The organism is Brachybacterium phenoliresistens, from assembly GCF_039530785.1.
In the GTDB taxonomy this organism is placed as follows: Bacteria; Actinomycetota; Actinomycetes; order Actinomycetales; family Dermabacteraceae; genus Brachybacterium; species Brachybacterium phenoliresistens.
Genome location: NZ_BAAAOW010000007.1, coordinates 50,660 through 69,303 on the forward strand (window position 1 = coordinate 50,660; position 18,644 = coordinate 69,303).

15 protein-coding genes are annotated in these 18,644 nt (G+C 73.7%); 12 read left to right on the forward strand and 3 right to left on the reverse strand.

Annotation, left to right across the window (positions count from 1 at the left end; genetic code table 11):
* The first annotated feature begins 436 nt into the window (after positions 1-436).
* From ABD234_RS14270 to ABD234_RS14325, 12 genes are all read left to right on the forward strand, one after another.
* Positions 437-1,102 (forward strand): HNH endonuclease signature motif containing protein, encoded by a 666-nt coding sequence (locus ABD234_RS14270; protein WP_344357479.1) that lies wholly within the window; start codon positions 437-439, stop codon positions 1,100-1,102.
* Positions 1,103-1,174: 72 nt separating this feature from the next.
* Positions 1,175-1,324 (forward strand): hypothetical protein, encoded by a 150-nt coding sequence (locus ABD234_RS14275; RefSeq protein WP_344357483.1) that lies wholly within the window; start codon positions 1,175-1,177, stop codon positions 1,322-1,324.
* A 231-nt stretch (positions 1,325-1,555) separates the two neighbouring features.
* Complete coding sequence (locus ABD234_RS14280; RefSeq protein ID WP_051486757.1) at positions 1,556-2,089, forward strand: glutathione peroxidase; 534 nt, start codon at positions 1,556-1,558, stop codon at positions 2,087-2,089.
* Positions 2,090-2,237: 148 nt separating this feature from the next.
* Positions 2,238-3,389: an SPFH domain-containing protein gene (locus ABD234_RS14285; protein ID WP_038372136.1), complete on the forward strand. Its 1,152-nt coding sequence runs from the start codon at positions 2,238-2,240 to the stop codon at positions 3,387-3,389.
* Between the two features lie 85 nt (positions 3,390-3,474).
* On the forward strand, positions 3,475-4,998 hold the full coding sequence (locus ABD234_RS14290; RefSeq protein ID WP_344357489.1) for an arylsulfatase: 1,524 nt from the start codon (positions 3,475-3,477) through the stop codon (positions 4,996-4,998).
* A gap of 187 nt (positions 4,999-5,185) precedes the next feature.
* Positions 5,186-6,172, forward strand: a complete 987-nt coding sequence (locus ABD234_RS14295) for a hypothetical protein (protein WP_344357492.1) — start codon at positions 5,186-5,188, stop codon at positions 6,170-6,172.
* Positions 6,173-6,250: 78 nt separating this feature from the next.
* Entirely contained in the window at positions 6,251-6,829 is a 579-nt protein-coding gene (locus tag ABD234_RS14300) for a hypothetical protein (protein ID WP_344357495.1), read from the forward strand.
* Between the two features lie 75 nt (positions 6,830-6,904).
* The gene (locus ABD234_RS14305; protein ID WP_344357498.1) at positions 6,905-7,237 is read left to right on the forward strand and encodes a nucleoside triphosphate pyrophosphohydrolase family protein; all 333 of its coding nucleotides are present in this window, start codon (positions 6,905-6,907) and stop codon (positions 7,235-7,237) included.
* 102 nt (positions 7,238-7,339) lie between these two features.
* Entirely contained in the window at positions 7,340-8,770 is a 1,431-nt protein-coding gene (locus tag ABD234_RS14310) for a CotH kinase family protein (protein ID WP_344357501.1), read from the forward strand.
* Between the two features lie 140 nt (positions 8,771-8,910).
* Positions 8,911-11,700 (forward strand): PD-(D/E)XK nuclease family protein, encoded by a 2,790-nt coding sequence (locus tag ABD234_RS14315; protein ID WP_344357504.1) that lies wholly within the window; start codon positions 8,911-8,913, stop codon positions 11,698-11,700.
* Positions 11,697-15,140: a UvrD-helicase domain-containing protein gene (locus ABD234_RS14320; RefSeq protein ID WP_344357507.1), complete on the forward strand. Its 3,444-nt coding sequence runs from the start codon at positions 11,697-11,699 to the stop codon at positions 15,138-15,140. The genes ABD234_RS14315 and ABD234_RS14320 overlap by 4 nt, the downstream gene beginning before the upstream one ends.
* Complete coding sequence (locus ABD234_RS14325) at positions 15,133-15,789, forward strand: nucleoside/nucleotide kinase family protein (RefSeq protein ID WP_344357510.1); 657 nt, start codon at positions 15,133-15,135, stop codon at positions 15,787-15,789. The genes ABD234_RS14320 and ABD234_RS14325 overlap by 8 nt, the downstream gene beginning before the upstream one ends.
* Before the next feature lie 487 nt (positions 15,790-16,276).
* Here the strand turns inward: ABD234_RS14325 and ABD234_RS14330 are convergent, their stop codons facing one another.
* The 3 genes from ABD234_RS14330 to ABD234_RS14340 form a co-directional block, all read right to left on the reverse strand.
* Positions 16,277-16,867: a hypothetical protein gene (locus tag ABD234_RS14330; RefSeq protein ID WP_344357513.1), complete on the reverse strand. Its 591-nt coding sequence runs from the start codon at positions 16,865-16,867 to the stop codon at positions 16,277-16,279.
* A 95-nt stretch (positions 16,868-16,962) separates the two neighbouring features.
* Positions 16,963-17,460 carry an FBP domain-containing protein gene (locus tag ABD234_RS14335; RefSeq protein ID WP_038372144.1) on the reverse strand — a complete coding sequence of 166 codons (498 nt, stop codon included), beginning with the start codon at positions 17,458-17,460 and terminating at the stop codon, positions 16,963-16,965.
* 255 nt (positions 17,461-17,715) lie between these two features.
* Entirely contained in the window at positions 17,716-18,642 is a 927-nt protein-coding gene (locus ABD234_RS14340; RefSeq protein ID WP_344357517.1) for an aldo/keto reductase, read from the reverse strand.
* Positions 18,643-18,644: the final 2 nt, after the last annotated feature.

The window sequence follows — 18,644 nt, forward strand, 5'->3', positions numbered from 1 at the left end:
TCGACCGCCGCCGAGGCCCGCGCCCACGCGCAGCGCCTGCGGGACCTGGACCGGTTCCACGTGGACCCCTCGACCCTGCACCCCCGGGCCGCGGCGTCGGAGCAGGCCACCGCCGAGGCCGCCTGCGCCGTCGCGCTGCGCTGCGACATCCCCCGGGCCCGCCGCCTGATCGCCCAGGCCCACACCGCCGTGACGTCCTTCCCGCGGACCCTGGCCCGGCTGGAGGCCGCAGACCTCCCCGCGGCCTGGTTCACCCCGCATCCTCAGCCACACCCGGGACCTCCCCGCAGCGATCCTCGAGGAGGTCGACCGGGCCGTCAGCAGCTGGTCGCTGCCGACCCTCCCCGTCGCCGGCTTCCGCCGCCGCCTGAGGCTGCTGGTCACGGCCCTGGCCCAGGACCGCCGCCCCGCGCCGGACCCCGCCCGGCAGCGCACCGTGACCTGGCGGGACCCGGATCTCGTGGAGGGCACCACGACCCTCGAGATCACCGGCCCGACCCCGGAGATCATCGACGTCATCGACCGGCTGAACCGCGGGGCCCGCGCCGTGCAGGACGCCCAGCGCCACGCCCTGGCCGGCGGCGCCGACAAGATCCCCTTCGACCTCGACGCCCAGGTCGAGGGCACGGGCATGCCGATGTCCCTGGCACAGCTGCGCTACGCGATCCTCGTCCATTCCCGGATCGAGACCGGCGGCGTGCACGTGCCCTCCCCGCGGCGGCGGGTCAACCTCACCGTCCCCGCGCTGACGCTGATGGGTCGCTCCAACGCACCGGGCCTGCTCGAGGGCGACGTGCCCGTGGACGCGGCGACGGCCCGGGCGATCGCCGGGCGCAGCGACGACTGGCATCGCGTGCTGACCGATCCCGTCACCGGCACGTTCCTGAACACCCCGCCCGCGCGGTACACGCCCACGGCGGCCATGATCGAGCTGACGCACCTGAAGACCCCGCTGTGCGCGATGCCGGGATGCGGCAGGCCCTCGAGCGGGTGGTACGAGGTGGACCATATCGAGGAATACGATCACAGGCGTCCCGCGAAAGGCGGGATGACCACCCCCGAGAATCTCCACGATCTCTGCACCACCCACCATCGCCTCTAGACCGAGGAATCCGTCGACCCGATTCGTCAGGTCGCGGGGGCGACGCGATGGAGGATCGGCGTCGATCTCACCGTGGACATCCCCGACAACACCGATCTCGCCACCCCCGAGACGGTCCCCGAATTCCGCGACCATCTGCACCACCAGGCGCTCGAGGAGTTCCACGCGCCCGTCCGCGCGGTGCAGGACGCCATCCGGGACAGCCAGCCCCCGCCGTACTGACCCTCCTCTCCTGAGCTCTCCGTCCCCTCTGCCGCCCCCGGGCCTCCGCCCGGGCGCACCGGCATGCCCGCCCGCGCCTGCGCCCGGGCCCCGGGCGTTCCAGGCTCGCGCACACCACACGTCCGGGGGATGTGCAGGGCCGCCGCCTACGATGTGATGGACGGCACCGCCCCCGGTGCCTCGACGTCAGCGGCACGGACCCGGGCAGGGCCGGACGAGGAGAGAGGGCACATGGACCGATCACGGACGGCGCATGATGCCGGGCCGACCCTCCACAGCTTCACCGCGACCACCATCGACGGCGAGGAGCAGGACCTCTCCGCGTACCGCGGGAAGGTGCTCCTGGTGGTCAACACCGCCTCGCGCTGCCTGTTCACCCCGCAGTACGAGGATCTCCAGCGTCTGCAGCTGGCCTACCGCGACCACGGCTTCACCGTCCTGGGGTTCCCCAGCGCCCAGTTCCTGCAGGAGCCCGGCGACGACGACGAGATCGCCGAGTTCTGCACGACCTCCTACGACGTCACCTTCCCGCTGTTCTCCAAGGTCGACGTCAACGGCCCCCGGGCCCATCCGCTGTGGCGGTGGCTGACCTCGCAGCGCTCCGGCGTCATCGGCGGCCGCATCACCTGGAACTTCACCAAGTTCCTCGTCTCCCCCGAGGGGAAGGTGCTGCGCCGCTACGCCCCGGTCGTCCCGCCGCACCGGATCGCCCGGCGCATCGAGGCGGAGCTGGGGCTGACCGGCGGGCCGCGGCTGCAGCGCTGACCCGGCCCGGCCGACGCGCCCCCGCGAGCCCGCGCCCCCGCGAGCCCGCGAGCCCGCAGCAGATCATCGACGTTCGGCGGGGCCTGCGGCGATGCACCGTTGGTAGCCTGGATCACAACCATCGACCCGACGACCCAAGGGAGTACCCGTGGACGGCGGCATCATCGCATTCCTCGTCATCGCCGTGATCCTCGTGATCGCGCTCATCATCGTGGGAGGCCTGCTGTTCGGCGGGCTCCGCACCAGCATCTTCTTCACCGTCCACACGCAGGAGATGGTGATCGTCGAGCGCTTCGGCAAGTTCAAGAAGGTCGCCGGGCCCGGCCTGAACATGAAGACCCCCTTCATCGAGACCACCACGCGCCCCATCTCGCTGCGCATCCAGCAGCTCGAGGTGAACATCGAGTCCAAGACCAAGGACAACGTGTTCGTCAACGTGCCGGTCGCGGTCCAGTACGTGATCCGCGAGAACCAGGTCGTGGACGCCTACTACCGGCTGTCCAACCCCGAGGCGCAGATCCGCTCCTACGTGTTCGACACGGTCCGCTCGGCGCTGTCGGGCCTGAACCTCGACGCGGCCTTCGAGTCCAAGGACGACATCGCCCGCAACGTCGAGGAGACCCTCTCCGCGCGCATGCAGGAGTTCGGCTTCAACATCGTCAACACCCTGGTCCAGGACATCTCGCCGGACCAGCGCGTGCGTGACTCGATGAACTCGATCAACGCCGCCCAGCGCGACCGCGTGGCCGCGCAGTCCCTCGCCGAGGCCGACAAGATCAAGCGCGTCACCCAGGCGGAGGCCGAGGCCGAGTCCAAGCGCCTCCAGGGTGAGGGCGTCGCCGCCCAGCGCAAGGCGATCGCCATGGGCATCGCCGAGCAGTACGAGATGCTCCGCAAGGTCGGCATCGAGCACTCCGCCGAGCAGCTGCTGCTGATGACCCAGTACTTCGACACCATGCAGGACGTGGCCCGCAACGGCCGCTCCAACGTCCTGTTCCTGCCCTCGAACCCCGGCACCGTCGGCTCGATGGGCGACGAGATCCGCACCGCCATGCTGCAGGCGCAGGCGGCGCACGACGCCGACGGCGAGGCCGACAAGGACGCCGTCGTCAGCGCGCAGCGCGCCGCCGAGCAGGCGCGCCACGCCCAGGAGTCGGCCCGCCGCGACCAGGCCCGCTCCCAGGCCGAGGCCGCCCAGCGCGCCGCCCAGCAGGCCCAGCAGTCCCAGCAGGGACAGCAGGGCGGGCATCGCGCCGGCGGCACCCCGCCGTGGGCGAAGCCCGGGGACATGCTCGGCTGAGCCGCCCCCGACCTCATGCTCCCCTCGTCCGATCCGTCGGGCGGGGGGAGTTCTCGTCCCCGGCACCGGGAAGGACCCCGCCACCGTGACCCCTGAGAGCCCATCCGCCGTCCCGGCCTCCGCCGAGGCCCCTCCCCGCCGGCCCCACGTGGTCCTGGTGTGCGTCGACCAGATGCGCGCCGATGCGATGGGCGCCGCCGGCAACGAGCACATCGACACCCCGAACCTCGACGACCTGGCCCGCGGCGGGTACCGCTTCACGCGTGCCTACTCGGCCACGCCCACCTGCGTGCCGGCGCGGGTCGCCCTGTTCACCGGGACCTCGCCGGACCGGCACGGCCGCTACGGCTACCGGGAAGGCATCTCCTTCCCCGACGCCTACCCCGTGACCCTGCAGTCCACGCTGCGGGAGGCCGGCTACCAGACCTTCGGCGTCGGCAAGATGCACGTCTTCCCCGACCGGGCCCGCTGCGGCTTCGACGACGTGCTGCTGCACGACGGCTTCCTGCACGCCTCCCGCCGGCTGAGCCGGGGAGCGTCGGCCGGGATCGACGACTACGTCGACTTCCTGCGCCGGGAGACCGGGGACCCGCGGGCCGACTACCAGGACACCGGCATCGGCTGCAACGCCATGACCGCGCGGCCGTGGGAGCGGGAGGAGCGCCTGCACCCGACCCGGTGGGTCGCCGACGAGTCCCTGCGCTTCCTCGAGCGCCGCGACCCCTCCCGCCCCTTCTTCCTGTACATGTCCTTCCATCGGCCGCATGCGCCCTTCGACCCGCCGGCCTGGCTGTGGGAGAAGTACCGTGCCCGGACCTTTCCGCCGCGGCCGATGGGCCGGTGGGTCTCCCGCTTCGACGAGCACCGCCGCGACCACGGCTCGGAGGCGGAGTTCGGCGCGCAGAAGGAGAGCACCCATCAGCAGGTCCGCGCCGGGTACTACGGGAGCATCGAGTTCATCGACCTGCAGCTGAACCGCCTGCGCGAGAAGCTCTCGGACCTGGGCCTGCTGCAGGACACGGTGATCGTGTTCGTCTCCGACCACGGCGACATGATGGGCGACCACGACATGTACCGGAAGTCGGTGGGCTACGAGGGATCCGCGCGGGTGCCGATGGTCCTGCACGTGCCGCCGCGCCTGCAGGAGAGCTGGGGCGCGCCCGGGGACGTCGACGCGATCGCCGAGCTGCGCGACATCATGCCCACCGTGCTGGACCTCGCGGGCGTGACCGTGCCGGAGGGCGTGGACGGGCTCAGCCTGCGCCCGGCCACGCGCGACCGCGCCGCGGTGCGCGAGCACCTCCACGGCGAGCACCTCATCGGCTCGCTGGGCCGGCACGGGATGCACTGGATCCGTTCTGCGCGGCACAAGTACCTGTGGTTCTCCGGCGACGGGCACGAGCAGCTCTTCGACCTCGAGGCCGATCCGCAGGAGCTGCACGACCTCGCCGGGGACGACGCCCACGCCGAGGAGCTCGCCCGGCACCGCGCGCTCCTGGTGGCGGAGCTGGACGGCCGCGAGGAGGGCTTCGTGCGGGACGGCGCGCTCGTGCCGGGCCGGCCCCTGCAGTCCGAGGCGAGCTGGGTGCGGGAGCACGCCGCGCTCTGACCGGGCCGAAGGTCGAGCGCGGGATCGCGCGAAGGTCGGGGGCGCCTCCGCCGGAGGGCGCTCCCGCCGCGGCGCGCCCGATGGTGGGGTGGACGCCATGACCGCGCCCGATGCCTCCTCCGCTCCCGCACCTGCCCGCTCCCCAGCACCAGCACCAGCACCAGCACCAGCACCAGCACGGACGATCGTGGTGACGCTGGGGTGGTGGCTGCACGGTCTCGTCCGCGTGCTGCTGGCGCTGGCGCTGGCCTACTACGGCGTCGCGAAGCTGGTCCTGGGGCAGTTCGGGGTCGCGGACATGGGCGACGCGCTCGTGGCGCAGGGCGAGATGAGCCCGATGGGGATGCTGTGGCGCCTGGTGGCCTTCTCCCCGCTGTTCCAGGTCCTCGCCGGCCTCGCCGAGGCCGGGGCCGCGCTCGCCCTGATGTGGCGGCGGTCGGTGGCCTTCGGCGCGCTGCTGGCCGCGGCGGACATGGCCCTCGTGCTCGTGCTGAACCTGGGCTACGACGTGCCCGTGAAGACGATCGCCCTGGTGCTGCTGGTGATGTCCCTCGTGGTGCTCGGCCCGTGGATGCCCCGGGTGGCCCGGTCGCTGCTGGGGCACGGGGCGATCCCCGCCGGTCCCGAGCCCGCGCTGATCCCCGGGCGCCCCTTCCGGAAGGTCACGGACGTGGCCGGTCCCCTCGCCGGGATCGCGGTGCTGGCCCTGGTGGCCTGGGGCGTGAGCGCCCTGTACCCGGCGCGGAGCACGGACGCGACGCCGCCGGCGGGCGTCTGGGTCGTCGCGCAGGACACCGCCGAGCCCGCCGCCCAGCTGTCCGAGGACACCCGCTGGCAGAAGGCGGCGTTCGGCGAGGTCGCCTACGACGGCACGGCCCGCGCCCAGGTGCGCCGGGCGGACGGGACGCTGCTGGACGGCACCTACGAGCGCACCGGCGGCTCCACCGTGGAGCTGGCCCTGCGCGAGCAGCGCGACCCCGGGCAGACCTTCGCCGAGCACGCCGCCTCGGAGCAGCTGACCTGGACCCTCACCGTCCAGGAGCAGGCCGACGGATCCCTGCGCCTGCACGGCGAGGGCATCGACCTGGTCCTCTCCCCCGACGAGGACGGCCGGGTCCTCTACGACCGCGGCTTCAGCTGGGGGCTGCGGCCCGACGATCCGTTCAACCGCTGATCTGCGACGGAGCCGCCACCGGCCGGGTTGTCCACAGACCGCGAGCGGGCCGAGGGCGGACCGCGCTACCGTGCGCAGATGCACTCCTCGTCACCGCCTCCCCACCCGTACGCCGCGCCGTACGCCCCTGTCCCCTCGCTCCCGCCGGCCCGGCGCGGCTACGGCATCGTCGTCCTCGTCGGCGCCGTGGTGTGGGGCCTCGGGCTCCTCGTCGGGATGGTCCTGTTCTACGCCTCGAGCCTCGCCGTGATCGCGGCGATCGAGTCCGCGACCACCGGCGGCCCCGACGACATCGACCCGTGGGCTCCGCTCACCGCGTCGGTCGTGGTGCTCGTGCTCACCGCTCTCGGGGTGCTCGCCTCGATCGTGCTCGACCTCGTGGCCGTGGTGCAGTCCGTGCGCCGTCTGGTGGGGCGGATCGGCGATGCGATCGTCCCGTGGTGCGTGATCGCGGTGATCACGACCGCATGGCTCGCCCCGGTGCTGGCCATCCTGCTCGTGGTCCTCGCCGTGCAGGGCGAGAACCAGGACCTGATCCTCGCCAGCTTCATCCTGCTGCTGGCCGTCATCTACCTGGTGGTCCCCGGCTGCCGCCTCGTGCAGCTGATCGTGGGGATCATCCGCACCTGCATCGGGGAGCGCCCCCGCACGGCCTGATCCCCTGCACCTGCTGCGCGCCCTTCCCGGCCCGCCCTCCGGGGTCCGCTTGATGCAGGACGGTAGCCTCCCGCCATGACCCTTCAGGACATGACGGAGAAAGCTCTGCAGGTCAGGACCCTTTTCGCGGAGGTCGACGCGTCCCGGTCCCGACGTGCGTGGACGACCGACGAGGTGATGCTGGGGTTCGTCGGGGATGTCGGCGACCTGGCGAAGCTGGTGCTCGGGAGAGCAGGCGTGCGGCCACGACCGGGGCTGGACGAGGCGCTCGGCCACGAGCTCGCCGACTGCCTCTGGTCTCTCCTCGTGCTCTCGGCGGAGCACGGGATCGATCTCGAGGGGGAGTTCGACCGGTTGATGTCCGCTCTCCAGCTCTCCCTCGAGCGCGAGCTGCCCGCCCCGGACTGACGTGCATCGGACGAACAGCCTGCGCTGGCCGCAGACATAGCCGATCGACAGCTTCGCGCGATCCCCTGGGGTTCCGTCGACACCCACCCGGAGGATCCCGCCGTGCCCCGATCGCCCCGCCTCACCCGTCGCGCCGTCCTGATCGGCGCTCTCGTCACCGGCGCCGCGAGCGCCTGCACCTCGGCCGAGGACGAGGGCTCCGCCGGCTCCTCCGCCGCAGCGGCACAGCCCATCGTCCGCACCGACGTCTCCTCGTTCTGGGACGCGACCCGGCTGCACACCCTCGACGTCGAGGTCCCCGCGGAGGATCTCGCCACGATGATCGGGACGTATCTCGATTCCGGCGAGAAGGAATGGATCACCGGATCGGTGACCATCGACGGGACGCGGTTCGACCAGGTCGGTCTGAAGCTGAAGGGGAACTCGTCGCTGCGCTCGGTGAGCGCCGACAGCGATCCGGCGACCCTGCCCTGGCGGATCCGCCTGGACAAGGTCGTCGAGGGCCGGTCCTTCGACGGTGCCGCGGACCTCGTGGTGCGCTCCAGCAGCACCGCCACCTCCCTCAACGAGGCGGTCGCCCTGGACCTCCTCGCCGAGGCCGGGCTCGCCTCCGAGCTGTCCGTGGCGACCGCTCTCACCGTCAACGGCTCCGACCCGGTGCTGCGCCTGACCCTGGAGATGCTCGAGGACGCCTGGATGGAGGCGGTGCTCGGTGCGGACGGCATCCTCTACAAGGCCGAGGCCGGGGGCGACTACTCCTACCGCGGGGACGATGCCGCCGCATACGACGGCGTCTTCGACGTCGAAGGCGGCGACGAGGACTACGCCCCGCTCACCACGCTGCTGGCGTTCCTCGACGAGTCCAGCGACGAGGACTTCGCCGCCCAGCTGCCGGACCACCTCGACGTCGAGGGGTTCGCCCGCTACCTCGCGTTCGAGGACCTCGTGCAGAACACCGACGACATCGACGGGCCCGGCAACAACTCCTACCTCTTCTACGACCCGGCGACGGACGTCTTCACCGTGGTCGCGTGGGATCACAACCTCGCCTTCGGCGGGATGGGCGCAGGCCGCGCGGGAGGGGGCGGCGCGATCGGCGGACCGGACGGCGCCGGAGCGGGCGGTGCCGGCGCGGAGGGCGCGATGCCGCCGGAGGGCGTCGAGATGCCCGAGGAGGGCGAGATGCCCGCCGGCGGGATGGGCGGTCGCGGCGGGGCGATGCCCTCCGACGGCGGCGGGGATGCTGCGGTCCCCCTCCGCCAGGGCGGCGGCATGGGCGGAGGCAACATCCTGGCCTCCCGCTTCACCGCCGTCGAGTCCTTCGCCGCGCTGATCCAGGAGCAGAGCGCCGCGCTGCGCACCGATCTGGTCGACAGTGGCCGTGCGGAGGAGATCCTCGCGGCTCGCACCGCCGTGCTCCGGGAGCAGGCGGCCGATCTCGTCCCCGGGGAGGACATCGACTCCGAGGCGGCGCAGATCACGGCGGTGCTCACGACGCAGTCCGAGCCTGCGGCGAGCGACGGCGGCTCCTGATCCGCGCCGGCACCGCCTCAACTCCTCCGGCCCTGCCGGATCCGTCCACCGCCGTCGCGGCGCGCCAGGAGTGTCGGCCCGCTCCCCTAGGGTGGAGATGCGCTGCGGGGGACGCAGCCCTGGACGGAGGAGGTCGGCGGATGCGCATCGAGTTCGGGTGGTCCCTGGACGGCGCGTCCTGGGCCGATGCCGCCTCCGGCGGGGCGGCGGGGACCGTCCGCATGGGCCCGCGCGGCCTGGTGACGCTGCTGCAGACGCGGCTGGGCCTGACCCGGCCCGAGGTCGACCGCGCGGTGCGGACGGCGCAGTGGATGCGCCTGATCGACGAGCACCTGGCCGGCCTCTCGGATCCCGCAGCCTTCTGGCCGGCGGCCTCCTGCGCGGTGGACCCGTGGAGCACCGCACGGCAGCTGCTGCGCTGGCGCGACGCCGCCGTCGAGGCGGGCTGGCGGCCCGCGACCGCGGACCCGGCCCTGCTGCCTCCGCGGCTGGCCGCCATCGCCGCGGTGGAGCGGCGCGTGGTCGTGGGCATGCCCGGCACCTGCGCCCCCGACGGTCGCCCCGCCACGCTCTCCCCCGGCCCGGCCGACGACCTGCGCGAGATCGTGGACCTCCTCGCGCAGCTGCGTGCCGGCGGCGCGAGCTGGCCCCTGGGCGTGGACCGCATCAGCCTGCACGAGGACCCCGCGGAGCTGCCGGGGCTGTGGCCGATGCTGCTGGACCTGATCGCGGGATGCGGTGTCGAGATCACCGCCGTGCCGGCGCCCGCGGAGCGCGCCCCGCAGCTCGAGGTGGTCTCCTGCCTGGACGAATGGTCCGCCGCCGATGTCGCTGCGCGCTTCCTCGCCGCCCCGGCCCCGCCCGGCGATGGCCCGCTCACCGTCCTGGCCTCGTCCGACACCGACGTGCTGGACCGGGCGCTGCACCGCCGCGGCCTGCCCGGCATCGGCCGCGTCGCACCGTCCCCCGACCGCGCCCACCACCAGGTGCTGGGGCTGTTCCTGGACGTCGCGACCGCCCCGGTGGACGTGCACCAGCTGGCCGCGCTGCTGGACCTGCGGGTGCTGCCCGGGCCGGATGCCGATGCCGAGCCCATCGGCCTCGTGCCCGCGGCGGCGCGCCGCACCCTGCTGCGCGCCCTCACCCAGGAGCCGGGCGTCGGCGGCCCGGCCTGGCAGTCCGCCCTCGAGCACCTCGCGCAGCAGGAGGGACCCGGCGCCGCCGCGGCGCTCGAGGCCGCCCGGGAGATCGACCGCCTCGTCACCGACCCCCTCCCGGCCGAGGACCTGCGACCCGCCGCGATCTCCCGGCGCCTGGGATGGCTCGCGGACCGCCTGCGGCGCGTCTCCCGCGGCGACGGGGATCTGCGCGCCAGCCTCACCCAGGTGCAGACCCTCCAGCAGGTGCTGGAGATGCTCGACGCCTCCGCGCCGCTGTCCCGCCGCACTCTGCAGCAGATCATCGACGCCTGCGGCGGATCCGGCCCCTCTCCCCGGGCCCGCGCCGAGGTCGCGGACTGGGCCACCACCACGCGCCCCGCCCAGATCACGGCGTCCGGCGGCACCGTCCTGTGGTGGGGACCGGCCGACGATGCCGTCCCGGCGGCCGTGACCTGGGACGCGGAGGAGATCCGTGCCCTCGACCGGGACGGCGCCCGGGCACCCGCCCCCGAGGCCCTGGCGGCCCTGCACGTCGATGCGGCCCTGGCGGGGCTGCGCCGCGCCGACCGGGTGATCGCCGTGCTGCCCGGCCGGCGCCTCGAGGCGGCCCCCGCCCCGAGCGGCCTGCTCGCGCATCTCGAGGCCGCCCTCGGGCGCGGCGAGGGCGATCGCCGCTCTCCCGCCTCCCTGCTGGAGGGCACGACCTGGTCGCTCGCCGGGCGCACCCGGGAGCTGCACCGCCCCGCCCGCGCACGATTCGCCGCGCCGGCCCCGGGGCCCGTGCGCATCGGCCCCGCCGCCCACCTGATGCCGCAGCGGCTCTCCTACTCGCAGGCCGCGACCCTCATCGGCTGCCCCCACCGTTGGGTCCTCGAGTACGGCTTCGGGATCCGACCCGCGCAGGTCGCGGCCCTGCCCACCGGCCCGCCGATGATCGGCACGCTCGTGCACGCGGTGGTCGAGCATCTCGTCCAGGAGCTGCACGACCCGCAGCTCGGCGGGGTCCGGCTCGAGGCCCCGACGCCGGAGAGGATCGGCGCCGTGTTCGACGCCCTCGTCCCCCAGCTCGCCTCCGAGCTGGACCTGCCCGGCCGCAGCGCCGAGCGCGAGGACATCCGCGCCCGCGCCGTGCGCTCCGTCCACGCGCTGTTCGCCCGCATGGCCGATGCCGGGCTGCGCATCACCGGTACGGAGACCCGCTTCTCCCATCCGCTGGTCCTGGCCGGGGAGGCCGGCGGGCGCACGGTCGACTTCGGCGGCAGCCGGGACGTCGATGCGCGCGACGCCCGCGGCCGCCCCGTCGTCATCGACCTCAAGTGGGCCCGCAGCGCGAAGACCTACGCGGACCTCTTCGACACCGACGAGGCCATCCAGCTGGCCTCCTACGCCTGGTCCATGGAGCAGGAGGAGCCGCAGGAGACGGCCCCCGCCGTCGGCTACTACATCCTCACCACCGGGGAGTTCATCGCCGCGGATCCGACGCTGGACCCGCACGGCCGCGCGCCGATGGACACCCGCGGCGCCTGGGACCGGGCCGTCTCCGCGATCTCCCGGGCGCTGTCGGAGGTGGCCGCCGGCACGGTGCAGGTGGGCTGCCGCCACCTGCTCGAGGACGCAGGGCTGGATGCCTCCTCCCCGTACGACGCGCAGCGCAAGGCCTGGGACGCGGCCCGGGCCGAGGCCCGGTCCCGCGGCGGGCTCGTCGTGAAGTCCTACTGCGCCACCAGCGACTATGCCCAGCTGTGCGGGCTGCAAGGAGACTGGCGATGACCTTCACCCTGATCAACGCCTCCGCCGGATCGGGCAAGACGCACACCCTGACCCACCGGATCGCCGCAGAGATCCGCGCGGGCCTGAGCCCCTCCCAGCTCATCGCGACGACCTTCACCCGCAAGGCCGCGGCGGAGCTCTCCGACCGGGTGCGACGCACCCTGCTCGAGGAGGGGATGCTCGAGCAGGCCCGCGGGATCGACAGCGCCCTCATCGGCACCGTGAACTCCGTCTTCGGGCTGCTGCTGCAGGAGTTCGCGCTCGATGCCGGGATCTCCCCCGAGACCCGGGTGCTGGACGACGCCTCGCAGCGCACCGCGTTCTCCGCCGCGATCGACGCGAAGGTCGCGCAGATCGGCGCCGACGCCCAGGACCTGGTGGCCCGGATGGAGCTGGACGGCGTGGAGGACCCGGACCCGACCCGGGGCGAGAAGGGCTCCTGGCGCATCTCGGTGCGGCGCCTGGCCGAGGAGGCCCGCATCAACATGCTCGGCGCCGAGGACCTGCGGCGCGCGGCCGATGACTCCTGGCGCGAGTACGCCGAGGCGGCGCTCCCCGCCGCGGGCACCGATCTGCGACCGGCGTGGCTGTCCCGGCTGGACCTCGCGATCGCGGGCCTGCGCGCGGACCTCGCCGCCTCCGAGGATCCGGACCCGGCCGCCGGGAAGCCCCCGATCGCCAAGGGCAGCGTGGCGGGCGTGGCCAAGCATGTGCGCACCCTCGAGCAGCTGCGCCGGACCCTCGCCGACGCCGACCGCTGCCCCTGGTCGGCGTGGGTGCGGATCGCGAGGGTCGCCGAGCGCAAGGCCGTGAACCCCGAGGCCGGCGACTACGCCTACTCCAAGGACGTCGACCTCGCCCTGCAGGGCCTCGCCGAGGAGGTCCGCGACGACCTGCTCTCCCTCCCGGCGCTGCAGGCCGACATCCGCGCCATGATCACGCTGATCATGGACACCGCCGCCGATTCCCTGGACGCCTACGCGGCGCACAAGCGGGAGCTGGGCCTGATCGACTTCATCGACCAGGAGGTCGGGGCGCTGGCGCTGATCCGCTCCAGCGAGCGGGTCCGCGCGGTGATCCGCTCGCGGTTCCGCCTGCTGGCCGTCGACGAGTTCCAGGACACCTCCCCCGTGCAGCTGGCCCTGTTCCTCGAGCTGAGCCGGCTGATCGAGGACAAGATCTGGGTGGGCGACCCCAAGCAGGCCATCTACGGCTTCCGCGCGGCCGATCCCACCCTCATGCTCGGCGTCATCGCCCAGCTCGAGGCGGGCACCAGCGATCTCGGCACCGGCAGCATCGAGAACCTCGAGCATTCCTGGCGCTCCCAGGAGCCGGTGCTGGAGCTGGTGAGCAGCATCTTCCCGCGGATCTTCCCCGACCTGCCGCCCGAGCGCGTCGCCATCGGCCCCGCTCCCGAGGCCGCCCGCCGCCGGGCGACCTCCGGTCGGGCCCCCGGGCGCCTGGAGGCGTGGATCACCCCGCCCCGGTTCCGCAAGAACGGCAAGCGGTGGCCTCCGACGGCCGCCGAGCACACCACCGCCATCGCCGACGGCGTCGCCGCGCTGCTCGAGGAGCCCGGCACCGGCCCCGGCGACGTGGCGGTGCTGGTGCGCACCAACCGGACCCGGGACGCCGTGGTCGCGGCGCTCGCCGCACGGGGCATCCCCGCCTCCGGCGAGGGCACCCCGATCCTCGCCACCCGCGAGGGCCGGATCCTGCGGGCGGGGCTCGCCGTGACGTTGGACCTCAGCGACACGCTCGCCCTCACCGAGCTCGTGGACCTGCTGACCGACCATGCCGCGCACGGCCGATGGTTCGCGACCCTCGCGGAGGCGCCCGATGCTCCCGCACGCCGACAGGTGTTCGAGGACTGGTGGCGCGACCCCGCCCTGGCGGGCCTGCGGGCGCTGCGCGAGGAGTGCATCTCCCTGACCCCGGAGGAGATGGTCACGGCCCTGGTCGATGCCCTCGACCTGCCCGAGCGGATCCGTGCCTGGTCCGACCCCGAGCAGCGCCTGCGCACCCTCGACGCGGTGCGGGCCGTCGCCCACGAGTACGCCGACCGGGCGCGGGCCTCCTCCGCGCCGATCACCCTGACCGGGCTGCGGGCCGAGCTCGACGCCCTGGACCGGGGCCCCGACCTCGAGGGCATCCCCGACACCGTCTGGGTCGGCACCATCCACACCGCGAAGGGCCTGGAGTGGTCCCGGGTCGTGGTGCTGCTGGATCCCGACCCGAAGGAGCGCCCGCAGACGGACGGCGTGTTCATCGTCCCCGCCGAACAGCTGGACGTCACCGCGCCGCTCGCGGGACGGCGGCCCCGCTGCTGGCCGTCGGTCCTGCCCGGCTTCGCCCCGCTGCAGGAGGCCCTGGCCGCCTCGGAGCATGCCCGCCGCCGCGCCCGCGGCGCGCGGGAGGAGGCCGGTCGCCTGCAGTACGTCGCCTTCACCCGCGCGCAGGACGTCACGATCCTCAGCGGCGACGGCTGCGCGCCGCTGCTGGACACCCTGCTGGCCCCTGCTCCGGAGCCGCGCGAGGCCGAGCCGGTGCCGCTGCTGCGCTGGGAGTCCGGCGGCGCGCACATCCACGTCGCCGGCGGCCCCTCGCTGCCGGCCGTGGTCCGCACCCTGCGCATCGAACCGCCGGAGGGCGAGCAGTACGCGGGCACGCAGACGGCGCTCGCGGCCACCGACCTCGTCGGCCTCGGCCGCCCGGCGCCGAGGGCCGGGGCCGCGGCCCGCTTCCAGGCCTCCGCGTCCGCCTCGGCCGATGCTCTCGGCTCCGTCGGGACGCCCCGGCGCATCGGCCCCGCGCTCGTCGCGCACGGGGACCGCGACTGGGACCGGGTGGGCGAGGCCGTCCACGCCTACCTCGCCCTGCCGCTGGCCTCCCTCGATGCCGAGCAGCGGGCGCAGGCGGCGCAGCGGCTCGTGCAGCGCTGGGCGGTGTCGCGGGCCATCGGCCCCGAGGCGCTGCTGCGCGCCGGGGAGGCCTGGCAGGGCTTCCTGGCCGCCGAGCTGCCCGGGGCGCAGCTGCTCACCGAGCAGCCGATCGCCTGGTGGAACGAGGACGACCAGGTCATGGAGGGCTGGATCGACGCGCTGCTGCGCCTGCCGGGCGGCGGCGCCGTGCTCGTGGACCACAAGACCTACCCCGGCGACGACCCCGTGGGGCACGTGCGCGAGCACTACCTGGGGCAGATGGACACCTACGCGCGGGCCCTCGGCGCCTCCGGCGTGGAGGTCGAGCGGGTGCTCATCCACCTGCCCCTGCGCGGCGAGGTCCTCGAGGTGACACTGCACCGCGACGGACCCGCGGACCCGACAGGCCCTGCGGAACCGACGGGCCCCGCCGAAGCGTCGCGGCGCGACGCGCCATCCGGGCCCACGGCCGCGTCGCAGCCGACCCTCCCCGGCCTTCAGGGGGTCCTCGATGTCTGAGCCGCAGATCCTCCCCGATGAGGACGCCGCCGTCCGCGCCGCCCGCACCCTGCTCGATGACGCCCTGCGCTCGGGCTCCCGGCGCATGCTGGGCATCGCCGGGGCGCCCGGGGCCGGCAAGTCGACGCTCACCGCGCTGCTGGCGCAGGCGCTCCCGGCGGGATCCTGCCTGGTCGTGCCGATGGACGGCTTCCATCTGGCCGACATCGCCCTGGACCGGCTGGGCCGCCGCGACCGCAAGGGCGCCCCCGACACCTTCGACGCCGCCGGGTACGTCGCGCTGCTGCAGCGGCTGCGCGGGGCGCGACCCGGGGACGCCCCGGTGTGGGCGCCGATGTTCGAGCGCGACCTCGAGCAGCCGCTGGCCGGCGCCATCGAGATCGGCCCCGAGGTGCCGCTGGTGATCACCGAGGGCAACTACCTGCTGCTGGACGAGGGACCGTTCGCGCACGTGCACGCCCTGCTGGACGCCTGCTGGTTCGTGAGCACGCCGGAGGAGCTGCGCCATGAGCGGCTGATCGCCCGCCACGAGCGCTTCGGCAAGTCCCCCCAGGCCGCGCGGGACTGGTCGCTCGGCCCCGATGAGGCCAACGCCCGCCTCGTCGCCGCCACCCGCGCCCGGGCCGATGCCGAGGTCCACCTCAGCTGAACCGCCGTATTCGGACGACTCGAAAGGGATCCATGAATCGTCACGAAGAACCGTTCGCATCTCGTTCTGCAGGCCGTGATCTATCGGCGTCCGGAGCGAGCAGGAATCAAGTTGCGGGCTCACGGGGGGCCTGGGACGACCGCCGGAGCCGACCGCGGCCTGCCTGCACATCCGGGGGGCCGGCATGAGTCGACGGGGACTCCGTGACCTGGTAGATCAGGCAACCCCGGACTCGAGCACGCCGGGACCTCGAAAGCTGATGATGAACGGTTCCTGGATCGCGATCGTCGCCATCATCGGAGGCGGGGCCGGCTGGCTGGTCGACGGATTCGGCGCGTGGGCGTTCTTCGGGACCGTGCTGCTGGCAATCGGTGCCGGGACAGCCGTTCTCGGAGCGCTCCTGGCTCGATCCTCTCGCCACCGGTGATCCGACGGATCTCGTCGCGGTGTCCCGGAGCGGATCGATGTCGACGTCCGCCAGGCGACGTCACGATGCCAGGCTGCGCCGCCCCAGGTACCAGGTGCCGAGCGAGAGCGCCGCGCCGGCGATCGCGAGGGTCCCGCGCGGCCGCTCGACACCGACACGGGAGAGCAGACCGACCACGCGCGCGTCGATCGCCTCGTGCAGGTCCATGTAGCCGATGACCGCTCCGCCCGCACCGACCGCGAGCACCATCCGGTTCACGGGGTGGTAGGTCCACCGGTCCACGAGCTGGAGGGGCCCGGCCTCGGCCTCCGCGGCCGGATCCTCCTCGGGCTCCGCCGCCTCATCCGGGTCCAGCTCATCGACAGGCTCCGCCGCATCGTCCAGGTCCAGCTCATCGGCGGGATCCGACGACTCGCTCGTGCCGGCGGCCGCGGTCTCCGCCGCGGCGGCGACCTCGGTGCGCAGGCCCGCCCACATCGTCCAGGCCGAGAAGACGCCGACGGCCGTGCGATACACGGCGCGGCGTCCGGGAGTCAGGCCGCGCGGCTCGATGAGGGTGAGGGCGACGGTTCCTGCGGTGGAGACCAGCCCATGGGTGAGGGTGCGGGTGTCGTGGAGGTCGCGGAGGGCGCTGCGCGCGGTGAAGGTCATCCCTGCACGCTAGGCGGGAGGCCGGTCCCGGCGGATCGGACGAAGGTCGCGGTCCGCCGGGACCATCGGCGCAGGTGTGCGCCGGAGGCTCGAGCTCAGCGGTTCATCACGGCGCGCGCGAAGGTCGTCGAGCGCTCGCGCAGCCCGGCGATCTTCTGCTCGCGGTGGTACTCCAGCAGGGCCGGGTCCTCGCTGCGCAGCTCGAAGGACGTCGGCGCCCGGCGCACGTTGCGCGAGCAGCGGAAGTCCGCGCAGATCGCGGTGCCGATGCTGTTGCCGCGTCGCCCGGAGTCGCCGGTCAGCGGGGCGCTGAAGACGGCGGCGTGGACGCCGTCGACGACGTCCTCGCACCAGGCGCAGAGCATCTTGCGGCTCATCGGCCGCTCGTTGCCGCGCAGCAGCAGGCAGACGAGCTCATCGTCCACCTCGAGCGCGACGTAATGCTGCAGCGGACGCTTGGCGTCCTTCCAGCCGAAATAGTCGAGCTCCTCCCACGCCACGGCCGAGAGGTCGGGCAGGGTGGCGCGCTTGGCCTCGCCCTTGGAGGCGTTGACGAAGGACGTACGGATCTGGGATTCGGTCAGAGCATGCATGAGGGTCCTCAGGGAGAGGGCACGCCGACCGGACCGCGCGGCAGGGCGCGGCCGGGAAGGGCGTGCGGAGATCAGGGTGGGCGGGAAGCGCGCTCAGGCGCGCAGGCTCCGGCCCGAGAAGGCCCGTCGGGCCGCCTCGCTCCCTGCATGCTGCTGCGGCATGCTGATCTCCTCTCCGGTCACGGACCGTGCCACGCTACTGCGGCCGATGCCGCGCGGCAAGGTGTTTTGCGACGCTCCCGGGACCGCGGACGGTCACGGGAGGATCGTGGCGAGCTCCTCGAGGTCGTCGACGCTGAGCGCGAGGGTCATGGCCTGGGCCGAGTCGGTGATCGATTCCGGGCGGCTGGCGCCGGGGATCGGGATGACATGCTCGCCCAGCGAGAGCTCCCAGGCCAGCACGACCTGCTGCGGGCTCACGTCGCGCAGCTCCGCGACCCGCTGGACCTGCAGGAACCGCTCCCCCACGCCCTTCGATCCGCCGCCGATGCCGCCCAGCGGGGACCACGGGACGAAGGCGATGCCGTGCTCGCCGCAGTACTTCAGCTCGCCGTGGCTGGTGTGGTGGAAGCGGGGCGAGAACTCGTTCTGGACGGCCGCGAGGCCGCCCTCGCCGAGCACCTCGCGCGCCACGTCGAGCTCCTCGACGTTGGCATTGGAGACGCCGATCTCGCGGATCAGGCCCTCCTGCTGCAGGGCGGCGAGCGCCTCGACCCCGTCGGCGTAGCGGCGGGAGCGGTCGGGGCGGTGCCAGTAGTAGAGGTCGATCGTGTCGACGCCGAGCGCGGTGAGCGAGGCCTCGACGGCGCTGCGCAGGTACTCGGGCGAGGCGTTGCGACGGTTGGGGAAGACGTCCTTCTCGCGGGTGATGCCGCCCTTCGTGGCGACGACGACCTGGGAGGCGTCTCCGCTCCAGGTGCGCAGGGCCTCCGCGACGATCTGCTCGTTGTGGCCCATCATGTCCCAGCGCGGGGCGTAGACGTCCGCCGTGTCGATGAGGGTGACGCCGGCGTCGAGGGCGGCGTGCACGGTGGCGATCGCCTGCTCGCGCGGCGGCAGCGGGTCCTTGCCCAGGGAGAAGGGCATGGCGCCGAGCCCGATCGGGGAGACCGCCAGGGAGCCGATGCGGCGCTGCGCGGCCACCTGGGGAGCAGAGAAACGGGAAGCGTTATCCGTGGTCATGG